The following is a 16,780-nucleotide window of genomic DNA, read 5'->3' on the forward strand; positions in this document are numbered from 1 at the left end:
TTCCTCTTAAATTTGCTCAAGTACGTTAACCATCTCTAATGCGCCAAGTGCAGCTTCGCCACCCTTGTTGCCCATTTTAGTTCCCGCACGTTCAATAGCTTGCTCAATACTTTCTGTTGTTAATACGCCAAATGCAACAGGGATATCGTAGTCTAATGAAACGCTTGCTAATCCCTTATTAGATTCATTGGCAACAAGATCAAAATGTGGAGTCCCGCCACGAATGATAACGCCTAGTGCAATGATAGCATCGTGCTCTTTTTTCATTGCTAGACGCTTTGCTGCTAGAGGTAACTCTACTGCACCAGGTACATATACCACTGTGATGTCTTCTTCTTTAACACTACCTGTGCGCTTTAATTCATCTACTGCACCTTCTAACAAGCTGCTGCCGATAAAATCGTTAAAGCGAGAAATGACAATGGCAAATTTTTTACCTGGTGTGAATTTGTTACCTTCAATTATTTTCATTAGATGATTCCTAATCAGTTTTAGCAATAGCCAAATTGACGCGCATGATAGCACATCTTAAAGAAAAACACCTACTGTCCAAACCAGCCAGTAGGTGTAAAAGAGAGAAAGCCTTATTATTATTGTGGCTCTACATAACCTACTACTTCCAGGTGGAAACCTGACAATGCGTGATATTTCTTCGGTAAGCTCATTAAGCGCATTTTCTGAATGCCCAGATCGGCTAAAATCTGTGAACCAACGCCCACAGTACGAGAAGTACCTTGGAACTTACGATAGTTAATCTTTTCACCTTGATCTTCTGCTGCAAAAGCTTTGACCAATTGCTCGAGATCTTCTGTTTGTTCATTTTTACCTAAAATGACCAAAACACCATTATTTTCTGCGATGTACTGCATAGCACCATGTAAGGTCCAGCTTCTATCTGCGCTGCGATCGGAGAGCAAAATATCATTGAACGTGCTTTGTAAATGAACACGTACTAGTGTTGCCTCATCGGCTTGTATTTCACCTTTTTGCAAAACATAGTGCAGTTGGTTATCAATAGAGTCTTTATAAGTCACTAAGTCAAACTCACCAAACTCGGTAGGCAGCTTACATTTAGCAACTTTTTCTATCGTGGTTTCATTTAGGTTTCGATATTCAATTAAATCCGCAATTGTGCCGATTTTAATATCATGCTCTTTTGCGAAAACTTCCAGTTCAGGACGTCTCGCCATAGTGCCATCCGGATTCAATATCTCAACAATTACTGATGACGGCTCGAGCCCTGCTAAACGCGCTAAATCGCAGCCCGCTTCTGTGTGCCCAGCACGTGTTAGTACGCCGCCCGGCTGCGCCATAATTGGGAAAATATGACCGGGCTGAACAATATCTTCTGGTAGCGCACCTTTTGCCACAGCTGCTTGAACCGTGCGGGCTCTATCTGCTGCAGAAATACCCGTTGTTACTCCTTTTGCCGCTTCAATAGACAAAGTAAAGTTCGTGGAAAATTGTGCACCGTTATTTCTAACCATAAGCGGTAAGTCAAGCTGCTCACATCGCGCTTGTGTCATAGTCAGACAAATCAAACCTCGACCATAAGTCGCCATAAAGTTAATTGCTTCTGGCGTGATATGTTCAGCGGCGATAATTAAATCACCTTCGTTTTCTCGGTCTTCATCATCCATCAAGATAACCATTTTACCGGCTTTAATATCTTCGATGATCTCTTTTGCGCTGTTTAAGCTCATAATCTTCCCATTAATTACTTTGTTTGTATGGCAATTATTTTATAAAGCCAGCTTGTGCCAACAAACTGGTTGTGAGAGTCGATTCACTGGCTGGCGCTTGTGTACCCTGGATCAAGCGCTCCAAATATCTTGCTATTTGATCAACTTCTAAGTTAACCATAGTCCCTAATTTAAAATCAGCGATAGTTGTTTCTTGCGCTGTATGGGGTACTATGGTGAGTTTAAATCTGTTATCTTCTATGGCATTCACCGTCAAACTAATGCCGTCAATCGCCACAGACCCTTTATATGGAATATACTTGAGCAGCTCTCTTGGTGCAGATAACCAGTAGTCAGTCGCTCGTGCGTTAGTCTCGATAGTAACAATCGTGGCGACGCCATCAATATGACCTGATACCAAATGACCGCCCAGACGAGATATAGGCTGTAATGCTTTTTCTAAGTTCACTTTCTGGCCAACGCTGTATTCGCCAAAGCGAGTCAGCAACAAAGTTTCATTCGACACGTCAGCACGAAAGCCATCTGTATATTTTTCTACAACCGTTAAACATACGCCATTAGTTGCAATACTGTCTCCGAGCGCAACATCTGCCATGTCCAGTGAGCTTGACTTTACACGCACACTTAAATCACCTTGCTTCAAAGTTATTTCAGTGAGCGTACCTGTTGCTTCAATAATGCCTGTAAACATAGTTTCTCTTATTTCTTAATGGCGCTAATACGAATGTCATTACCAACTTGCGTACAATCTGTTAGTTGGAGCTCTTGGATTTGGTTCATTTCAGTCAAAATATTACTTTGAAATAATCCCTTTCCACCTTCCCCTATGATCTTGGGAGCAAAATACACAATATACTCATCAATCAAGCCTTGTTCGTGCATTACCCCACATAAGGTAGCGCCCGCTTCTAGCCACACTAAGTTAATGTCTCTGCTGGCTAAAAACTGTAGCACTGCCTTTAAATCCAATTTGTTTTTCACTGTTGGAAGACAGACTTGTTCTACAAAATGTGGCCAGTTATGCTGATTATCAAGTTCTGAGCGTAAAATAATGATTTTTGACTGGCTTTGAAAAAGTGCAAGTACTGGTGAAAGGCGGTTTTGAGTATCAATAATAACGCGAATTGGCTGGCGCACATCGTTACATTCTAGCGTCTTAGGTAAATCGGGCAGTTCTTCTTTTCGTACATTAAGACGCGCATCATCTATAAGTACAGTATCAGCACCTGACAAAATAGCGCAGCTTTTAGCTCTAAATGCCTGCACATCTCTCCTTGCATCTGGCCCGGTTATCCATTTACTTTTGCCGTTTTGCAATGCCGTTTTGCCGTCTAAGCTCGCAGCGAGCTTTGCGATTACGTAGGGAGCGCCATGCTCCATACGCTTGAGAAAACCTTTATTAAGTGCCCTAGCCTCTTGCTCTAAAAGCCCAGAAGCTGTTTCAATACCTGCCTGTTGCAACATTTTTAGACCATTGCCAGCAACTTCAGGGTTAGGGTCCACCATAGCGCAAATAACTTTACTGACGCCCGCATCTATCAAGCCTTTAGCACAAGGGGGAGTTCGACCATAATGGCTACAAGGCTCGAGTGTTACATAGGCAGTAGCGCCACGCGCCCGCCCAGCTGCTTCGCGTAGTGCAAAAACTTCAGCATGCGGACCACCAGCTTGGGCATGAAAACCCTCCCCAACGATTTCACCTTCTTTAACTATGACGCAGCCCACGTTTGGGTTTGGCGTTGTCGTATTGAAGCCCTGCTTAGCAAGCGCGATGGCTTTCGCCATAAAATCATAATCAGCCTGGGTAAAATGCATCAGTCACCAAGCCTCGCGATTTCTTCACCAAACTCTTTAATGTCTTCAAAACTACGATACACTGAGGCAAAACGAACATATGCAACTTTGTCCAATTTTTTCAAAGCTTCCATGATGCATTCACCGATCATTTGACTGTTTACTTCACGTTCACCAGTGGCTCGGATTTGAGATTTGATCTGATGTACCACTTCTTCAATCTGCTCGGTACTTACTGGGCGCTTTTCCAGTGCTCTATGTAAACCATTGAGTAGCTTATCTTCATTAAAGGGCTCTCTTGTACCATCTTGCTTGATGACTCTCGGCATAAGGAGTTCCGCGCCTTCAAAAGTTGTAAAGCGTTCATGACAAACAATACACTCACGACGACGACGTACTTGGTGACCAGAGGCCACTAATCGCGAATCAATAACTTTGGTATCTTTCGCCGTACAAAAAGGACAATGCATATATTCTCACTGTATAGTCAATCTCTACAATGCGGCGCTTTGTGGTTGGCAGCTAACATTTAATCCGTTGAGTTAACTCTCGTTTTAAATGCAGCAAGTGATTTTAAATAAAATAAAAAAGGCCGCATAATTGCGGCCTTCATAATATCAAAAATAACGCTAATTGTGACTTAAATTATGCGTAAACTGGTAATTTAGCACAGATAGCTTTTACCTTTTCTTTAACTTCTACTTGTACTGACTCATCATTGATGTTGTCTAGTACATCACAGATCCAACCCGCTAGCTCACCAGCTTCAGCTTCTTTGAAACCACGGCGAGTGATTGCAGGAGAACCAATACGAAGGCCAGATGTTACAAACGGTGAACGAGGGTCATTTGGTACTGAGTTCTTGTTAACCGTGATATTTGCACGGCCAAGTGCTGCATCAGCATCTTTACCAGTGATATCTTTATCAATTAAATCAAGAAGGAATAAATGGTTGTCAGTCTTACCAGAAACCACTTTATAACCACGCTCTTGAAGCACTGCAACCATCGCTTGTGCATTTTTCACAACTTGCGTTTGGTACGCTTTGAACTCTGGCTCTAGGGCTTCTTTGAATGCAACTGCTTTAGCAGCAATAACGTGACAGAGAGGTCCACCTTGACCACCAGGGAATACTGCACTGTTTAGTTTCTTGTAAATATCTTCATCACCACAAGCTGAAACAATCAACCCACCACGAGGGCCCGCTAGTGTTTTATGCGTTGTCGTTGTTACAACGTGAGCGTGAGGTACTGGGTTAGGGTAAACGCCCGCGGCAACTAGACCGGCTACGTGTGCCATATCAACTAACAAGTATGCACCTACTTTGTCAGCAATTTCACGGAATTTAGCCCAATCAACAATACCTGAGTATGCTGAGAAACCACCAATGATCATTTTTGGTTTGTGCTCAAGTGCCTGCGCTTCAACTTGTGCGTAATCAATTTCGCCTGTCTCTTCATTTAGGCCGTACTGAATTGCATTATAGGTTTTACCTGAGAAGTTAACATGAGAACCGTGAGTAAGGTGACCACCATGAGCAAGGCTCATACCTAGTACAGTATCATGTGGCTGAAGTAACGCTTGGAAAACCGCAGCGTTTGCTTGAGAACCTGCGTGCGGTTGTACGTTTGCGTAATCGGCGCCAAAAAGCTCACATGCGCGGTCAATTGCTAGTTGCTCAACGACATCTACGTGCTCACAACCGCCATAATAACGCTTGCCTGGGTAACCTTCAGCATATTTATTTGTAAGCTGTGACCCCTGAGCCTCTAGTACACGTGGGCTACAGTAGTTTTCAGATGCGATTAGTTCGATATGCTCTTCTTGACGAGTTGTTTCTGACTGGATCGCTTGATGTAATTCAGGGTCAAAATCTGCAATATTCATGTTACGTTCTAACATGGTTTCTCCTAGGTGCACGTATGATTAAGTTTATCGTCTGCAATTGTACGCAATTTATGGTCAGTTGCCTACGAAATCTGCGTGAGCATATTTAAGCAGGGATTGAATTTATTTCACAGTCTTTGTGGGATGATATTTTTTTATTTAAACATAAAATTTATTTATGAAATAACGGGATTACATTTGAAATTAAAATATGCATGTGCACGATTGGCAGCATCATGCGCATGCAAAACCCAAAACTAAAACAACATATTTTATGCTAGTTTGTCGAATATACGCCGCTTAAGCTGTGCGTAATTGGCATCAACGGTTTCTGCTAAGCAGGGCTTGGCCAGTGCATCAGACAGTACTTTCGGCATGTCAAGCTGTTGTTGTAAAACGGTTTCTACAGACTCTTTAAACTTCGCTGGATGCGCAGTTGCTAAGAAAATTCCTGTTTCATCTGCTTCACTATTTATAGTAAGCCCTTCATAGGCTATGGCCGTATGAGGTTCAGCAACATACCCATTCGAGTTGATTTTTTGCATCACCTCACGGGTGCGAGACTCCGAAACTGAACTTGAATAAAAGTAATCTTTATCAAAGATCCCATTTTTAATCATACTTTCCACTCGAGTCCAATTATTAGGTTTACTCACATCCATCGCATTAGATAGTGACTCTAATGTAGCATTTGGGTCCCAGTTTCCAGACTGCAAATACCGTGGAACAGTATCGTTCTGATTAGTTGTCGCACTGAGCTTTTTTACTGGCAGACCGATTGCTGCGGCAATCATCGCGGCACACACATTGCCAAAGTTACCACTGGGAACTGAAATGTGGACATTGTTACGCTTGTCCTGTGGGACTTGTGCAAATGCCTCAAAATAATAGCAAACTTGCGCCAATAGACGGCTAATATTAATTGAATTTGCAGAATTAAGCCCTAATTCACTTTTTACTTCCTCATCAAGAAATGCTTGTTTAACAATGGCTTGACAATCATCAAAGCTACCTTCAACTGCATAGCAATAAATATTTTTACCTAGTGTTGTAAACAGTTTTTGCTGCGCGAGAGAAATCTTACCTTTAGGATAAAGTATAACGACATCAACATTTTCTTTTTCATAAAACGCATGTGCGACAGCCGCCCCAGTATCGCCGCTGGTGGCTGTCAGTATAGTTACCCGTTCACCTTGGCTGAACAAACTAATACACTCAGACATAAAACGCCCGCCAAAATCTTTAAATGCCAAAGTTGGGCCATGGAACAACTCCAAGCAATATTTATTTTCTTCAACTTGAACAAGTGGTGCTGGAAAGTTAAATGCACGGGTTACCATGTCATTTATAGTATCTTCTGGTAACTCATCCCCGATTAAATGTTGTAAAATCTTGCCACTACGCTGTGCGAAAGGGAGCGCCAACAAAGTCTCAATATCAGAAAGCTTATGAAGCTCGGCAGGAAAGAATACACCTTGCTTACGGCCAAGCCCCTCTTTAACGGCTTCTGTAAACGAAACCTGTTGCTCTGGGTCCATTAAATTTACTAAATTCATATTAATTCCTTAGGCAAGTTCTCGTGTGCCTTGATTATCAAACTTACAGATATGGCTAAAGCCATTTTCGTTTACATAGTGCTGGCTTAGCCAATCTTGGCAGCGTTTTGCAACCTCATATGATGTGCACAGCGCAAAGAGTGTTGGACCCGCACCAGAAATGCTTACCACTTCAGCCCCTAGCTCTGGCAGGCTTACCGACGCGTCTGCGTAGCCTTGTATTAAAGGTGCACGACTTGGCTCAGCTATCGCATCTTGCATCAGCTTTACCGCGTCGCTAAAACGCTGTTGTTGCAGCAAGGTAGTGTAAGCCGCTAGTCGCTGTGCAAACTCGACGCTTTGACTAAGACTTAAAGACTCAGGTAACACAGATCTAGCCTGAGCGGTATTCAATGCAAACCCAGGAAAAGCAACAACGATGTGCCAATTTTGATCTGTAGCTAATGCAACAGCACGATCGGGCACTATCTCAGACGTCAATTGCAAGCCACCTAAATAACAAGGTGTAATATTGTCATAATGGCGCGCGCCACTCACTTTTGCTTCAAAGTCAGCCATCAATTCGATCATTTGCACTTGAGACAACTGTGTTCCGCTGTATGCATTAAGTGCTGCAAATGTTGCTACTACTGAGCATGCACTTGACCCAAGGCCGGAACCGATTGGCAAACGCTTATCAAGAGTCAGTGCAACACAGGGCATATCTACTTTTACGTGAGCCCTAAAATGTGTCAAACACTGATAGGCTAAATTATGTTCCTGATTACTTGGTAATTTATGTGCATATTCGCCAACGCACTTAAATGTATCTTGTTCAGCTTCTTCAATATAAACAACATCTCCTAGTAACTGACCGTCCAAAGGCGCTATTGCAGCGCCTAACGAATCAAAGCCGACACAAAAGTTGCCAATTGATGCTGGAGCAAAAAACTTTCTCATCGATTCTTCCTTACCTAGATAAAGTCTTCAGTATGTCAGCAAAAACGCCTGCGGCTGTAACTTCTGCGCCAGCACCATAACCTCTGATAACAAAAGGTTTTGGTTGGTAATACTGACTTAAAATAGCCAAGGCGTTTTCTCCATCTCGAATATCAAACAACGCATGCTGCGTATCAACCGCTTCAATACCAACCCTACACTTGCCATTTACAATACTGCCAACATAACGGAGCTTTTTCCCATCACTTGCCGCACTTTGCACTCTATCTGCAAAGGCTGCGTCCAGCTCCGGTAAACGTGCCATAAATTCATCTACATTTGTTCCTATGGCAAAGTCATTGGGCACCACAGACTCAACTTCAATGTCCTCTAGTTCTAATTCAAGGCCAGCCTCGCGCGCAATAATTAGCAGCTTGCGAGCTACATCAGTGCCGGACAAATCATCCCTTGGATCCGGCTCCGTAAAACCATTTTGTTTAGCTTGTGCAGTCGCCTGTGACAAGGATAACCCGTCTTCAATGGCACCAAACATATAAGAAAGCGAACCAGATAAAATGCCGCTGAATGATAACAGCTCATCGCCAGCCCCAAACAAAAGTTGCAAGTTGTCTAATACGGGCAACCCCGCACCGACATTCGTTTCGTAGAGAAACTTCCTGCCAGAATCAACAGCTGCTTGTTTTAGTTCTCGGTAATAAGCCATGTCACCTGTATTGGCTTTTTTATTCGCAGCTACGACATGGAATCCAGCTTGCAAAAATTGACTATATTGATCAGCGAGAAGTTGAGAAGAGCTACAATCTACAATCACTGGATTAATTAAATGATTGGATTTAACAAAATGCTCCAGTCTATCAATGGAGAAAGATACTTCTGAGGATTCAAGCTGTGCCTGCCAATCATCAGATTGAATACCTTCAGCAGACAACAAGCTCTTTTTGGAGTTTGCAACACCGTATAGATTCAACTTAATATTTCTGTTAGCAAGCCAGTCTTGTTGCTTTTTCAACTGTTGGACGAGCTCGGTGCCTACCAGCCCGCAGCCTAATAAAAATACGTCGATGGACGGTACATGTGTAAAGAAGTTTTCATGACAAACCTTCATTGCATCTTTACATAGCTCACCAGACACTACAGCAGAAATCGCACTTTCAGTTGAATCTTGCGCAATGGCCACAATGTTCACTTGCGCTTGTGCCAATGAAGCGAAGAATTTAGCGGCCAGTCCTTTATGCGAGCGCATGTTGTCGCCCACTAGGGTGACAATTGCGAGATCTTTTTGAACTTCAATGGGTTCAATAAGGCCTGCTTTCGTTTCAAGTTCGAATGCAGACTGTAAAGCTTGCATCGCGAGTGGCAGGTCTTGCTCATACACACAGAAACTAATACTGAACTCACACGAGGATTGTGTAATGAGCACAATAGAAACGTTGTCATTTGCTAGTGCCGAAAATACCCGTGCAGCCATCCCCACTTTGCCTTTCATGCCCGGCCCAGAGACCGTTAACATCGCGAGTTTATCCAAGCTAGAAAGCGCCTTCACCGGTGAGTCATTATCGCTTTGAGCTGAAATCATTGAGCCTGGGACATCTGGATCATGCGTATTTTTAATTTCACAAGGTACATTCGCTTTGGCACATGGCAAAATTGTTTTAGGATGCAGTACTTTTGCACCAAAATATGCCAGCTCCATAGCTTCTTTGTAAGACAACTTCGCTACTTTCGTTGCCTTTTTGATAAGACGAGGGTCAGCACTATAGACGCCATCCACATCTGTCCATATTTGGCAGATTTCTGCATTGATGCTCGCTGCGATTACGGCTGCTGAGTAGTCTGAGCCGTTGCGACCCAGTGTCGTAAGTTCACCTAACTCATTACTCCCAGTAAACCCGGCTACGATGTATATTCCAGATCCGTTTGAGTCTATTTGCTGGGCAAGCGCAACCTTTGTTTGTTCCAGTTGAACTTCTGAATCTAAGTATTGCGATTGAGTTTTAATGCATTGGGTAGCATCTAATGCGCGTGCATTTTGGCTTTTCAACATTTTTACCATTAACGCAACACTGATACGCTCACCAAAACTGATTATAAATGCGTTAACAGCTTCGGGGCATTGCTTCAGTAATTTAACGCCAGCTAATTTATCTTTTAACGACTCTAAATCAGGCCACCCAACCAACGACCCATATTCTGATTCAACAACTTCCTTTAGACTCAAACAACGAGACTCGAAAGCAGCCCAAAGCGCTTCATAATCTGCGCCTTTAGCTGCACAGTCAGCTAAGCTGACTAGCTGATCTGTCATACCCCCTGGTGCTGAAAGCACGACTACTGCGTTACCATTACTATAATTTGATACTAGAGATTGTACTCGCTGCAGACAATCAAAGTCCGCTAAAGAAGATCCCCCAAACTTTAAAACTCGCATACTGTGTTTTTCCTCATTCCTAAAACGAAAAAAGGCCTGTGCTCTCGGTGAGCACAGGCCTTTATTAATACGCACGGACCTATGCCACTATCCAGTATGGATGGTGGTCTTAATAATAATTGTCACGTTACGTGTGATTCGGTTCATTGTTTCTTTGATTAACCTACTTCAAAGTTGATTAAAAATTGCTTACCTGAACTAGACTGCCTGATCATTAGGCAATCTGTCAAGCAGCTAGAAGTAAATTAAATATGCAAAAAGTTCAAGATACGTACTAAGAAAGGGAGAGGCTATCTAACGAATACCATATTCACTCAATAATGAGAGTAACTGTTCTGATTTGACGGGCTTTTCTAAAAACTTGATCGCGCCAAGTTCCGCCACTTTAGTTTTCATTTGGACTTGGATATCCGCGGAGATTACAACGACAAAAGTCTCTATTTTGTGCGCTTTAATCGCTTCGAGTACACCCACGCCATCAAGTTCAGGCATGGTGAGATCTAAACACAACAAATCAATTTGCGATTTTTGCAATATTTCTAGTGCCTCTCGACCATTTTTAGCCTGGCATACATCTACATCAAGGTTTGATGTTAGACAGCGCACCACTTGCTTACGGGCAACAGTAGAATCGTCGCACACTAACACAGAATAGCTCATAAGAAGGTAAATCTTTATTGTTCTAGTAACAAATAAACGTTATTGTTATTCTAATCTTATAACACAATAATCAACATCCAGTAAGTTTTTTATCTCTACTTGTATGTTGTAAAGATAGCAAGATAAACATTTATTTTTAGCCATTTATTGGCTAACTTTAAGTTTAACACGCGCGCATTTATTTGGTTGTCAGGAGCTAAGAATACTCCATGCTACAAAAAAGTCTGTCGAAAAAATTGCTCACAAATGTTCTGTCAGTTTACTTCCTACTAACGTTTGTGGTGACTTGTGGTCAAGTTGTCGCAGAATACGTAAACACCAAAGACTATATTCGCAATGAGCTGACTATGCTGCAAAAGACCTTTAGTCGCAGCTTGACCCGTGCTATTTGGGAACTCAATACCAAACAAACCGTTACCACTGCTGAGGGTCTCTTAGCCATTCCAATGATAGAGGGGATCATCGTCCGGGATGACAGTGGAGAAATCATTTCACAACTCGGTCGCTCACTGAATATCCACGAACTATACAGTCAACAGCTAGTTCAAGAAGAAGCCCTTATCGAAGACACCCCATCAGGCCTCTTTGGCTATACCTTTCCACTCATATTTGAATTTTCCGGCAGAGCAACGCAGGTTGGTGATGTCACACTTTTCTCAAGTAGAGAAGTCGTTTTCAGTCGAATAATGATCTCAATTTACTTTTTAATTGGTAATGCGATGGTGAAAACCACCTTCTTGATCATTCTATTTTTGCTTGCGTTTAGAAAACTACTGACCGAACCGCTAACGGACTTAACCGAGCAAATTGAAGACTTTGAAGTAGATAATGTGGATGGCCACAAGATAGAAATTGATACCACCGAGCGTAACGAATTGAAAGTTATGGAAGAGGCTTTCAATAAATTGATAGATAAAGTGGCTGAATATCGTAAGCAATTAGATCAAACCCAAAAAGAGCTCATTATCAGTAATGAAAAGCTCGACCAGCACAATATCCAGCTTGAACAAGAAGTCGCCCGCAAAACCTCAAATTTAAGTCAGGCCATGATGGACCTGCAACAACAAAAATATGAGCTAGAAAAACAAAAACTCACCTTAACAGAAGAAATTGACTTGCGACGTCAAACGGAAGAAGAGTTGCTAACCAAACAGAACGAGCTTGAGAAGTATGTTGAAGAACTCAATATGGCCCAAGAACGCTTAGTTGGCTCGGAAAAAATGGCTGCGCTTGGTGGCTTAGTTGCCGGTATTACACACGATATCAACACACCTGTTGGCATAGGGGTAACCGCTACATCGTTCTTGCAAGAACGTTTAGATCAACTAGAAGCGGCCTATAAAGAGAAAACATTGTCGCCCAAGGCACTCGAAGAATTTATGCATGAAGCAAAACAAAGCACAAGCTTGTTAACCAACAATTTAGCACGAGCGTCAGAGCTGGTGGCTAGCTTCAAACAAATTGCAGTTGATCAGGCCAGTGAGGCTGTCAGGACAATAAACTTTAACCAATATCTCGGTGAAGTCTTACGCTCCTTACAACCTAAGCTGAAAAAAACAGCCCATGACGTTAACATTGATTGCCCTGCGGACTTAACTTTAAACCTCCCCGCTGGAGCAATCAGCCAGATATTTACAAACTTAATAATGAATTCCCTGATCCATGGCTTTGAGGGTATAAATAAGGGCGTCATTGATATTCAAATTACCGATGACAATGATGATGTGAAAATTGTTTATAAAGATAACGGTAAAGGTGTGTCACCCGCTCAGTTGGAAAAGCTATTTGACCCCTTCTTCACAACTAAGCGCGATCAGGGGGGCAGTGGCCTCGGCACACACATAACCTTTAATCTCGTTAAACAGACACTAAATGGCGACATTGAAGTCAGCTCTGAAGAAGGAAAAGGACTGACCTACTACATTCGATTTCCAAAAGAGATGCAAGCGCAACAAGCCATGTTTAGTTAACGCATTTTAGGTGAGTCTCAAATACAAGGCTCACCGCACTCATTCTTTTTGAAATCGTCAAATAAGTAAATTTAACCATTTTAGTCTTTGCTCGCGACATTAGAGATTTGATATGATGCAATTCGTTTTTTCACACTCGGATTTTAAATGATATGTGGTTCAGCAACCTAATCTGTTACCGTTTTAAGCAAGATGTTTCGTACACACAAGAAGACTTTGAAAAAGCACTAGAGCAAGATATTTTTCGCTCTTGTGGCAGCCAAGATATGAGCACATTCGGCTGGGTAAACGCATTAGGCAAACATGGACAGACTCTGTCTCACTTTTCACAGAACAGTATTCTATTGTGCGCAAAACGTGAAGAAAAAGTATTACCTGCAGCTGTTATTAACGATATGGTCGCTGAAAAAGTTGAGCAGATTGAACGAGAAGAAAACCGTCCAGTTAAAAAGAAAGAAAAGGACGAGTTGAAAGAAAATATTCTTGCAACTTTACTGCCTCAAGCATTCAAAAAATCGAGCCTACAATTCGCATTTATCGATCAAGAAAGTGGCTGGGTAATCGTTAACAGTGCAAGCTTTAACAAAGCTGAGGAAATGATGGCATTGCTGCGTAAATCATTGGGTACATTGCCAATCGTACCGGCATTTGCCAACTATGATTTAGATGTATTTCTTACGGACTGGTTAACGAAATTCGAAGCTCCTGAAGGCTTTGCCATTGGCAATGACGCTGAACTGCAAGACGCAGCAGATGAAGGCGCACAAGTTAAACTCAAACAGCATGACCTTGCTAGTGACGAAATTAAGCTCCACTTAGAGAATGGTAAACGAGTCACTAAACTCGCCCTAGACTGGCGTGAACGCGTGCAATTTTTATTGCAAAACGATGGGTCAATTAAACGTGTTAGTTACAACGATGCACTGAAAGAGCAAAATGCAGATATTCCAAAAGAAGACTTAGCGATTAAAATCGACGCTGACTTTATTTTGGTTTCAGAAGAAGTCAAAGAGCTACTGGAAGATTTAACAAAAGAGCTCGGTGATAAAGACGACTTGTAAAAAAGGGCCAGTAGGCCCTTTTCTAAATTGACTTTGACTATGCAAACATGGATTTCACATCCGCGAGCAGCTCAAGGTAAGCATCATCTGTAAACGTATCGATGGAGCGCAGTACACCCTTTTCTTCATAAACTCCCAAGGCAGCCGCTTTGTCTGAAACTTGCAAAATACCCTCAACAATGGCACCAGCACGAATAAAGTCTACATAGCAAACATGCTCTGGTTTGTAATTGGGGTTAGCCCAGCTTTCAGCAACTTCAACAAACTCATCGGTGAAGCCCCATTCACGCATTATAGACCCACCAATTCTGCCTGCTAGTTTTTGTATAGCGTGTGCCAAAAAGCTTGGATTTGCAAATACCTCAGGGTGTTTCTCAGCTTCAGTTAGAATGGGCAGTACACCAATATTAAAGACCAAAGAGGCCAAGGTAATGGTATCTTTGTTCAACGAGGTATGCTTGTTTATTCGTAAGTAAAACTCCATGGTCGAAATCGCCTGACATGCCACTTTCAGCGTTTTTTGCCAAGCCTTATCCATGTAAGTCTTAATTAACTTATTATTTGAGACAAACAATTGTTCCATAGCCATCGCTGTTGCTATGTTTTTAATTTGCCGTAACCCTATTCGTGTAACCGCTTGATTCAGCGTGTTCACTTTAATCGATCGCCCCATAAAACCACTGTTAGCCACTTTAATCATGCGCGCGGCAAGTGCGGGGTCATGAGAGATCACATCCGCCATTTGAAGTAAGTTTACCTCGGGATCATCAGCAGCTTGGCGGACTCGCACTGCAACTTCAGGTAAAGTCGGTAAGACAAGTGTATCGTTATTAATTTTATCGACAAGAATGGTAAGTAATGCGTTTTCTGTAGACATATGGTCAAGTCCTTTAAATTCGCCACTTAGCTATGGCCTTATAATTTTTAGCTCATTTAAGTATCGTCTAACTTCTCGATAAAGTTAAGAAAAGTATAAAAATTATTCTTACAAAAAAATTATAAAATAATACTTTGCCTCAACTGTTTGCTCAAAACGCCTTTTTTCAGCATCATAGATGCCTCACAATCATAATAACTAAAAACTCAAGGGTAAATGATGAAACTTTCTAAACTATCCAGTGCGATTTTAGTCGCCACAGGCTTTCTTGTAAGTGCTTGCTCACAGCAAACCGCAGAATCAACAAAAAGTCAGCAAACATCGACAGATAGCGTGAGTTACACACTGCAGAACATAGATAAACAGCGCTTAGATATTTATACCGAAGTCACACTAACAAGCGACTTAAGTCATCTTAATGACAATCAACAGAAAATGATTGGCGTATTGATCGATGCTTCAAAAATTATGGACGATTTATTCTGGAAACAAGCATTCGGCGAGGATAAAGCAGCGTTCTTGTCGCGGATTGAAGACCCTGATGTACGCCGCTTTGCAGATATTAACTATGGCCCTTGGAACCGTTTAGATGGTGACAAAGTATTTCTCAGTACTTTTGGTGAAAAAGCGCCTGGCGCCCAATTTTATCCACATAACATAACCAAAGCTGAGCTCAATAATGCTGATTTCAAAGACAAGCAAGGCTTATACTCGATGGTCAAGCGAGATCAGCAAGGTAACTTGTACAGCACAGCTTATGCCTCAGAGTTTAGAACGGAACTAGAAGAAGCTGCAAAATTACTACGCCAAGCGAGTAACCTAGCGGTTGATAAAGACTTTGCAAACTACCTGAACTTGCGCGCTGATGCTCTGCTAAACAATAGCTACCAGCCATCAGATTTTGCTTGGATGGACATGAAAAATAACCCAATAGATGTGGTGATCGGGCCAATTGAAACTTATGAAGATCAACTATTTGGTTATCGTAGCGCCTTTGAGTCATATGTCTTAGTAAAAGACCTCGCGTGGAGTGAGCGCCTAGCTAAATTTGCTGCATTTTTACCAGCGCTACAAACAGGCTTACCCGTTGACCAAATATATAAACAAGAAGTACCGGGGTCAGATGCAGATCTCAATGCATATGATGTCGTTTATTATGCAGGCCATTCGAATGCGGGCAGTAAAACAATAGCAATCAACCTGCCAAATGATGAGCAAGTACAGCTGGAGAAAGGGACACGTAGATTGCAACTCAAAAATGCGATGCGTGCAAAGTTTGACAAAATTTTGGTGCCTATCGCAAATCAGTTAATTGTGCCAGAGCAGCGCAAACACATTACCTTTGACGCTTTTTTTGCTAATACTATGTTTCATGAAGTCGCCCATGGCTTAGGTATCAAGAATACCATTACAGGAAAAGGCACTGTAAGGCAGTCACTTCAAGAACACGCTAGTGCAATTGAAGAGGGTAAAGCCGACATTCTTGGCCTTTATATGGTTGAGCAGTTGCTGAAAAAAGGAGAGATTACCGAAGGCACACTAGAGGACTACTACGTCACATTTATGGCTGGTATTTTCCGTTCGGTACGCTTTGGTGCTTCTAGCGCTCATGGTAAAGCCAACATGATCCGTTTTAACTTCTTTAAACAAGAAGGTGCTTTCTCTAAAGATGCACAAGGACTATATCAAGTTGATATGGAAAGAATGGGTGCTGCAATGGCGAAACTATCTAACCTAATTCTGACTCTGCAAGGTGATGGAGATTACCAGAAAGTAGATCAGCTTATCGCCACCCATGGTGATATCAAAGCTGAGTTACAAGCAGACTTGACTAAGCTAGCCCAGGCGAACATTCCTGTGGATGTCACCTTTAAGCAAGGTAAAGCGGTTCTTGGACTGTAATTT

14 protein-coding genes are annotated in these 16,780 nt (G+C 42.2%); 3 read left to right on the top strand and 11 right to left on the bottom strand.

Annotated elements, in window-relative coordinates; all coding sequences use genetic code 11:
- Positions 1-6: 6 nt before the first annotated feature.
- From ribE to N482_RS21000, 10 genes are all read right to left on the bottom strand, one after another.
- On the bottom strand, positions 7-471 hold the full coding sequence (gene ribE / locus N482_RS20955; RefSeq protein WP_063378918.1) for a 6,7-dimethyl-8-ribityllumazine synthase: 465 nt from the start codon (positions 469-471) through the stop codon (positions 7-9).
- Positions 472-590: 119 nt separating this feature from the next.
- Positions 591-1,703: a bifunctional 3,4-dihydroxy-2-butanone-4-phosphate synthase/GTP cyclohydrolase II gene (gene ribBA, locus N482_RS20960; RefSeq protein WP_063378919.1), complete on the bottom strand. Its 1,113-nt coding sequence runs from the start codon at positions 1,701-1,703 to the stop codon at positions 591-593.
- Between the two features lie 34 nt (positions 1,704-1,737).
- Complete coding sequence (locus N482_RS20965; protein WP_063378920.1) at positions 1,738-2,394, bottom strand: riboflavin synthase; 657 nt, start codon at positions 2,392-2,394, stop codon at positions 1,738-1,740.
- An 8-nt stretch (positions 2,395-2,402) separates the two neighbouring features.
- Entirely contained in the window at positions 2,403-3,518 is a 1,116-nt protein-coding gene (gene ribD / locus N482_RS20970) for a bifunctional diaminohydroxyphosphoribosylaminopyrimidine deaminase/5-amino-6-(5-phosphoribosylamino)uracil reductase RibD (protein ID WP_063378921.1), read from the bottom strand.
- Positions 3,518-3,967 carry a transcriptional regulator NrdR gene (gene nrdR, locus N482_RS20975; protein WP_063370806.1) on the bottom strand — a complete coding sequence of 150 codons (450 nt, stop codon included), beginning with the start codon at positions 3,965-3,967 and terminating at the stop codon, positions 3,518-3,520. The genes ribD and nrdR overlap by 1 nt, the downstream gene beginning before the upstream one ends.
- Before the next feature lie 175 nt (positions 3,968-4,142).
- Complete coding sequence (gene glyA, locus N482_RS20980) at positions 4,143-5,399, bottom strand: serine hydroxymethyltransferase (protein WP_063378922.1); 1,257 nt, start codon at positions 5,397-5,399, stop codon at positions 4,143-4,145.
- A gap of 257 nt (positions 5,400-5,656) precedes the next feature.
- Positions 5,657-6,940: a threonine synthase gene (gene thrC, locus N482_RS20985; RefSeq protein ID WP_063378923.1), complete on the bottom strand. Its 1,284-nt coding sequence runs from the start codon at positions 6,938-6,940 to the stop codon at positions 5,657-5,659.
- Between the two features lie 9 nt (positions 6,941-6,949).
- A complete protein-coding gene (gene thrB, locus N482_RS20990; protein WP_063378924.1) occupies positions 6,950-7,879 on the bottom strand; it encodes a homoserine kinase in 930 nt (309 codons plus the stop codon).
- 10 nt (positions 7,880-7,889) lie between these two features.
- The gene (gene thrA / locus N482_RS20995) at positions 7,890-10,307 is read right to left on the bottom strand and encodes a bifunctional aspartate kinase/homoserine dehydrogenase I (RefSeq protein ID WP_063378925.1); all 2,418 of its coding nucleotides are present in this window, start codon (positions 10,305-10,307) and stop codon (positions 7,890-7,892) included.
- A gap of 294 nt (positions 10,308-10,601) precedes the next feature.
- Positions 10,602-10,967 carry a response regulator gene (locus tag N482_RS21000; RefSeq protein ID WP_063378926.1) on the bottom strand — a complete coding sequence of 122 codons (366 nt, stop codon included), beginning with the start codon at positions 10,965-10,967 and terminating at the stop codon, positions 10,602-10,604.
- A gap of 209 nt (positions 10,968-11,176) precedes the next feature.
- On the opposite strand from N482_RS21000, the gene N482_RS21005 reads away from it, so the two are divergent.
- Positions 11,177-12,937, top strand: coding sequence for a sensor histidine kinase (locus N482_RS21005; protein WP_063378927.1), 1,761 nt, complete (start codon positions 11,177-11,179; stop codon positions 12,935-12,937).
- Between the two features lie 152 nt (positions 12,938-13,089).
- Positions 13,090-13,998, top strand: a complete 909-nt coding sequence (gene rdgC, locus N482_RS21010; protein WP_063378928.1) for a recombination-associated protein RdgC — start codon at positions 13,090-13,092, stop codon at positions 13,996-13,998.
- A 37-nt stretch (positions 13,999-14,035) separates the two neighbouring features.
- Here rdgC and N482_RS21015 read toward each other — a convergent pair whose 3' ends face one another.
- Positions 14,036-14,875: an HDOD domain-containing protein gene (locus tag N482_RS21015; protein ID WP_063378929.1), complete on the bottom strand. Its 840-nt coding sequence runs from the start codon at positions 14,873-14,875 to the stop codon at positions 14,036-14,038.
- A gap of 219 nt (positions 14,876-15,094) precedes the next feature.
- Here N482_RS21015 and N482_RS21020 point away from each other — a divergent pair, with 219 nt between their 5' ends.
- Positions 15,095-16,777, top strand: coding sequence for a dipeptidyl-peptidase 3 family protein (locus tag N482_RS21020; protein ID WP_063378930.1), 1,683 nt, complete (start codon positions 15,095-15,097; stop codon positions 16,775-16,777).
- The last annotated feature ends 3 nt before the right edge of the window (positions 16,778-16,780 follow it).

Source organism: Pseudoalteromonas luteoviolacea NCIMB 1942, assembly GCF_001625595.1.
GTDB lineage: Bacteria > Pseudomonadota > Gammaproteobacteria > Enterobacterales > Alteromonadaceae > Pseudoalteromonas > Pseudoalteromonas luteoviolacea_A.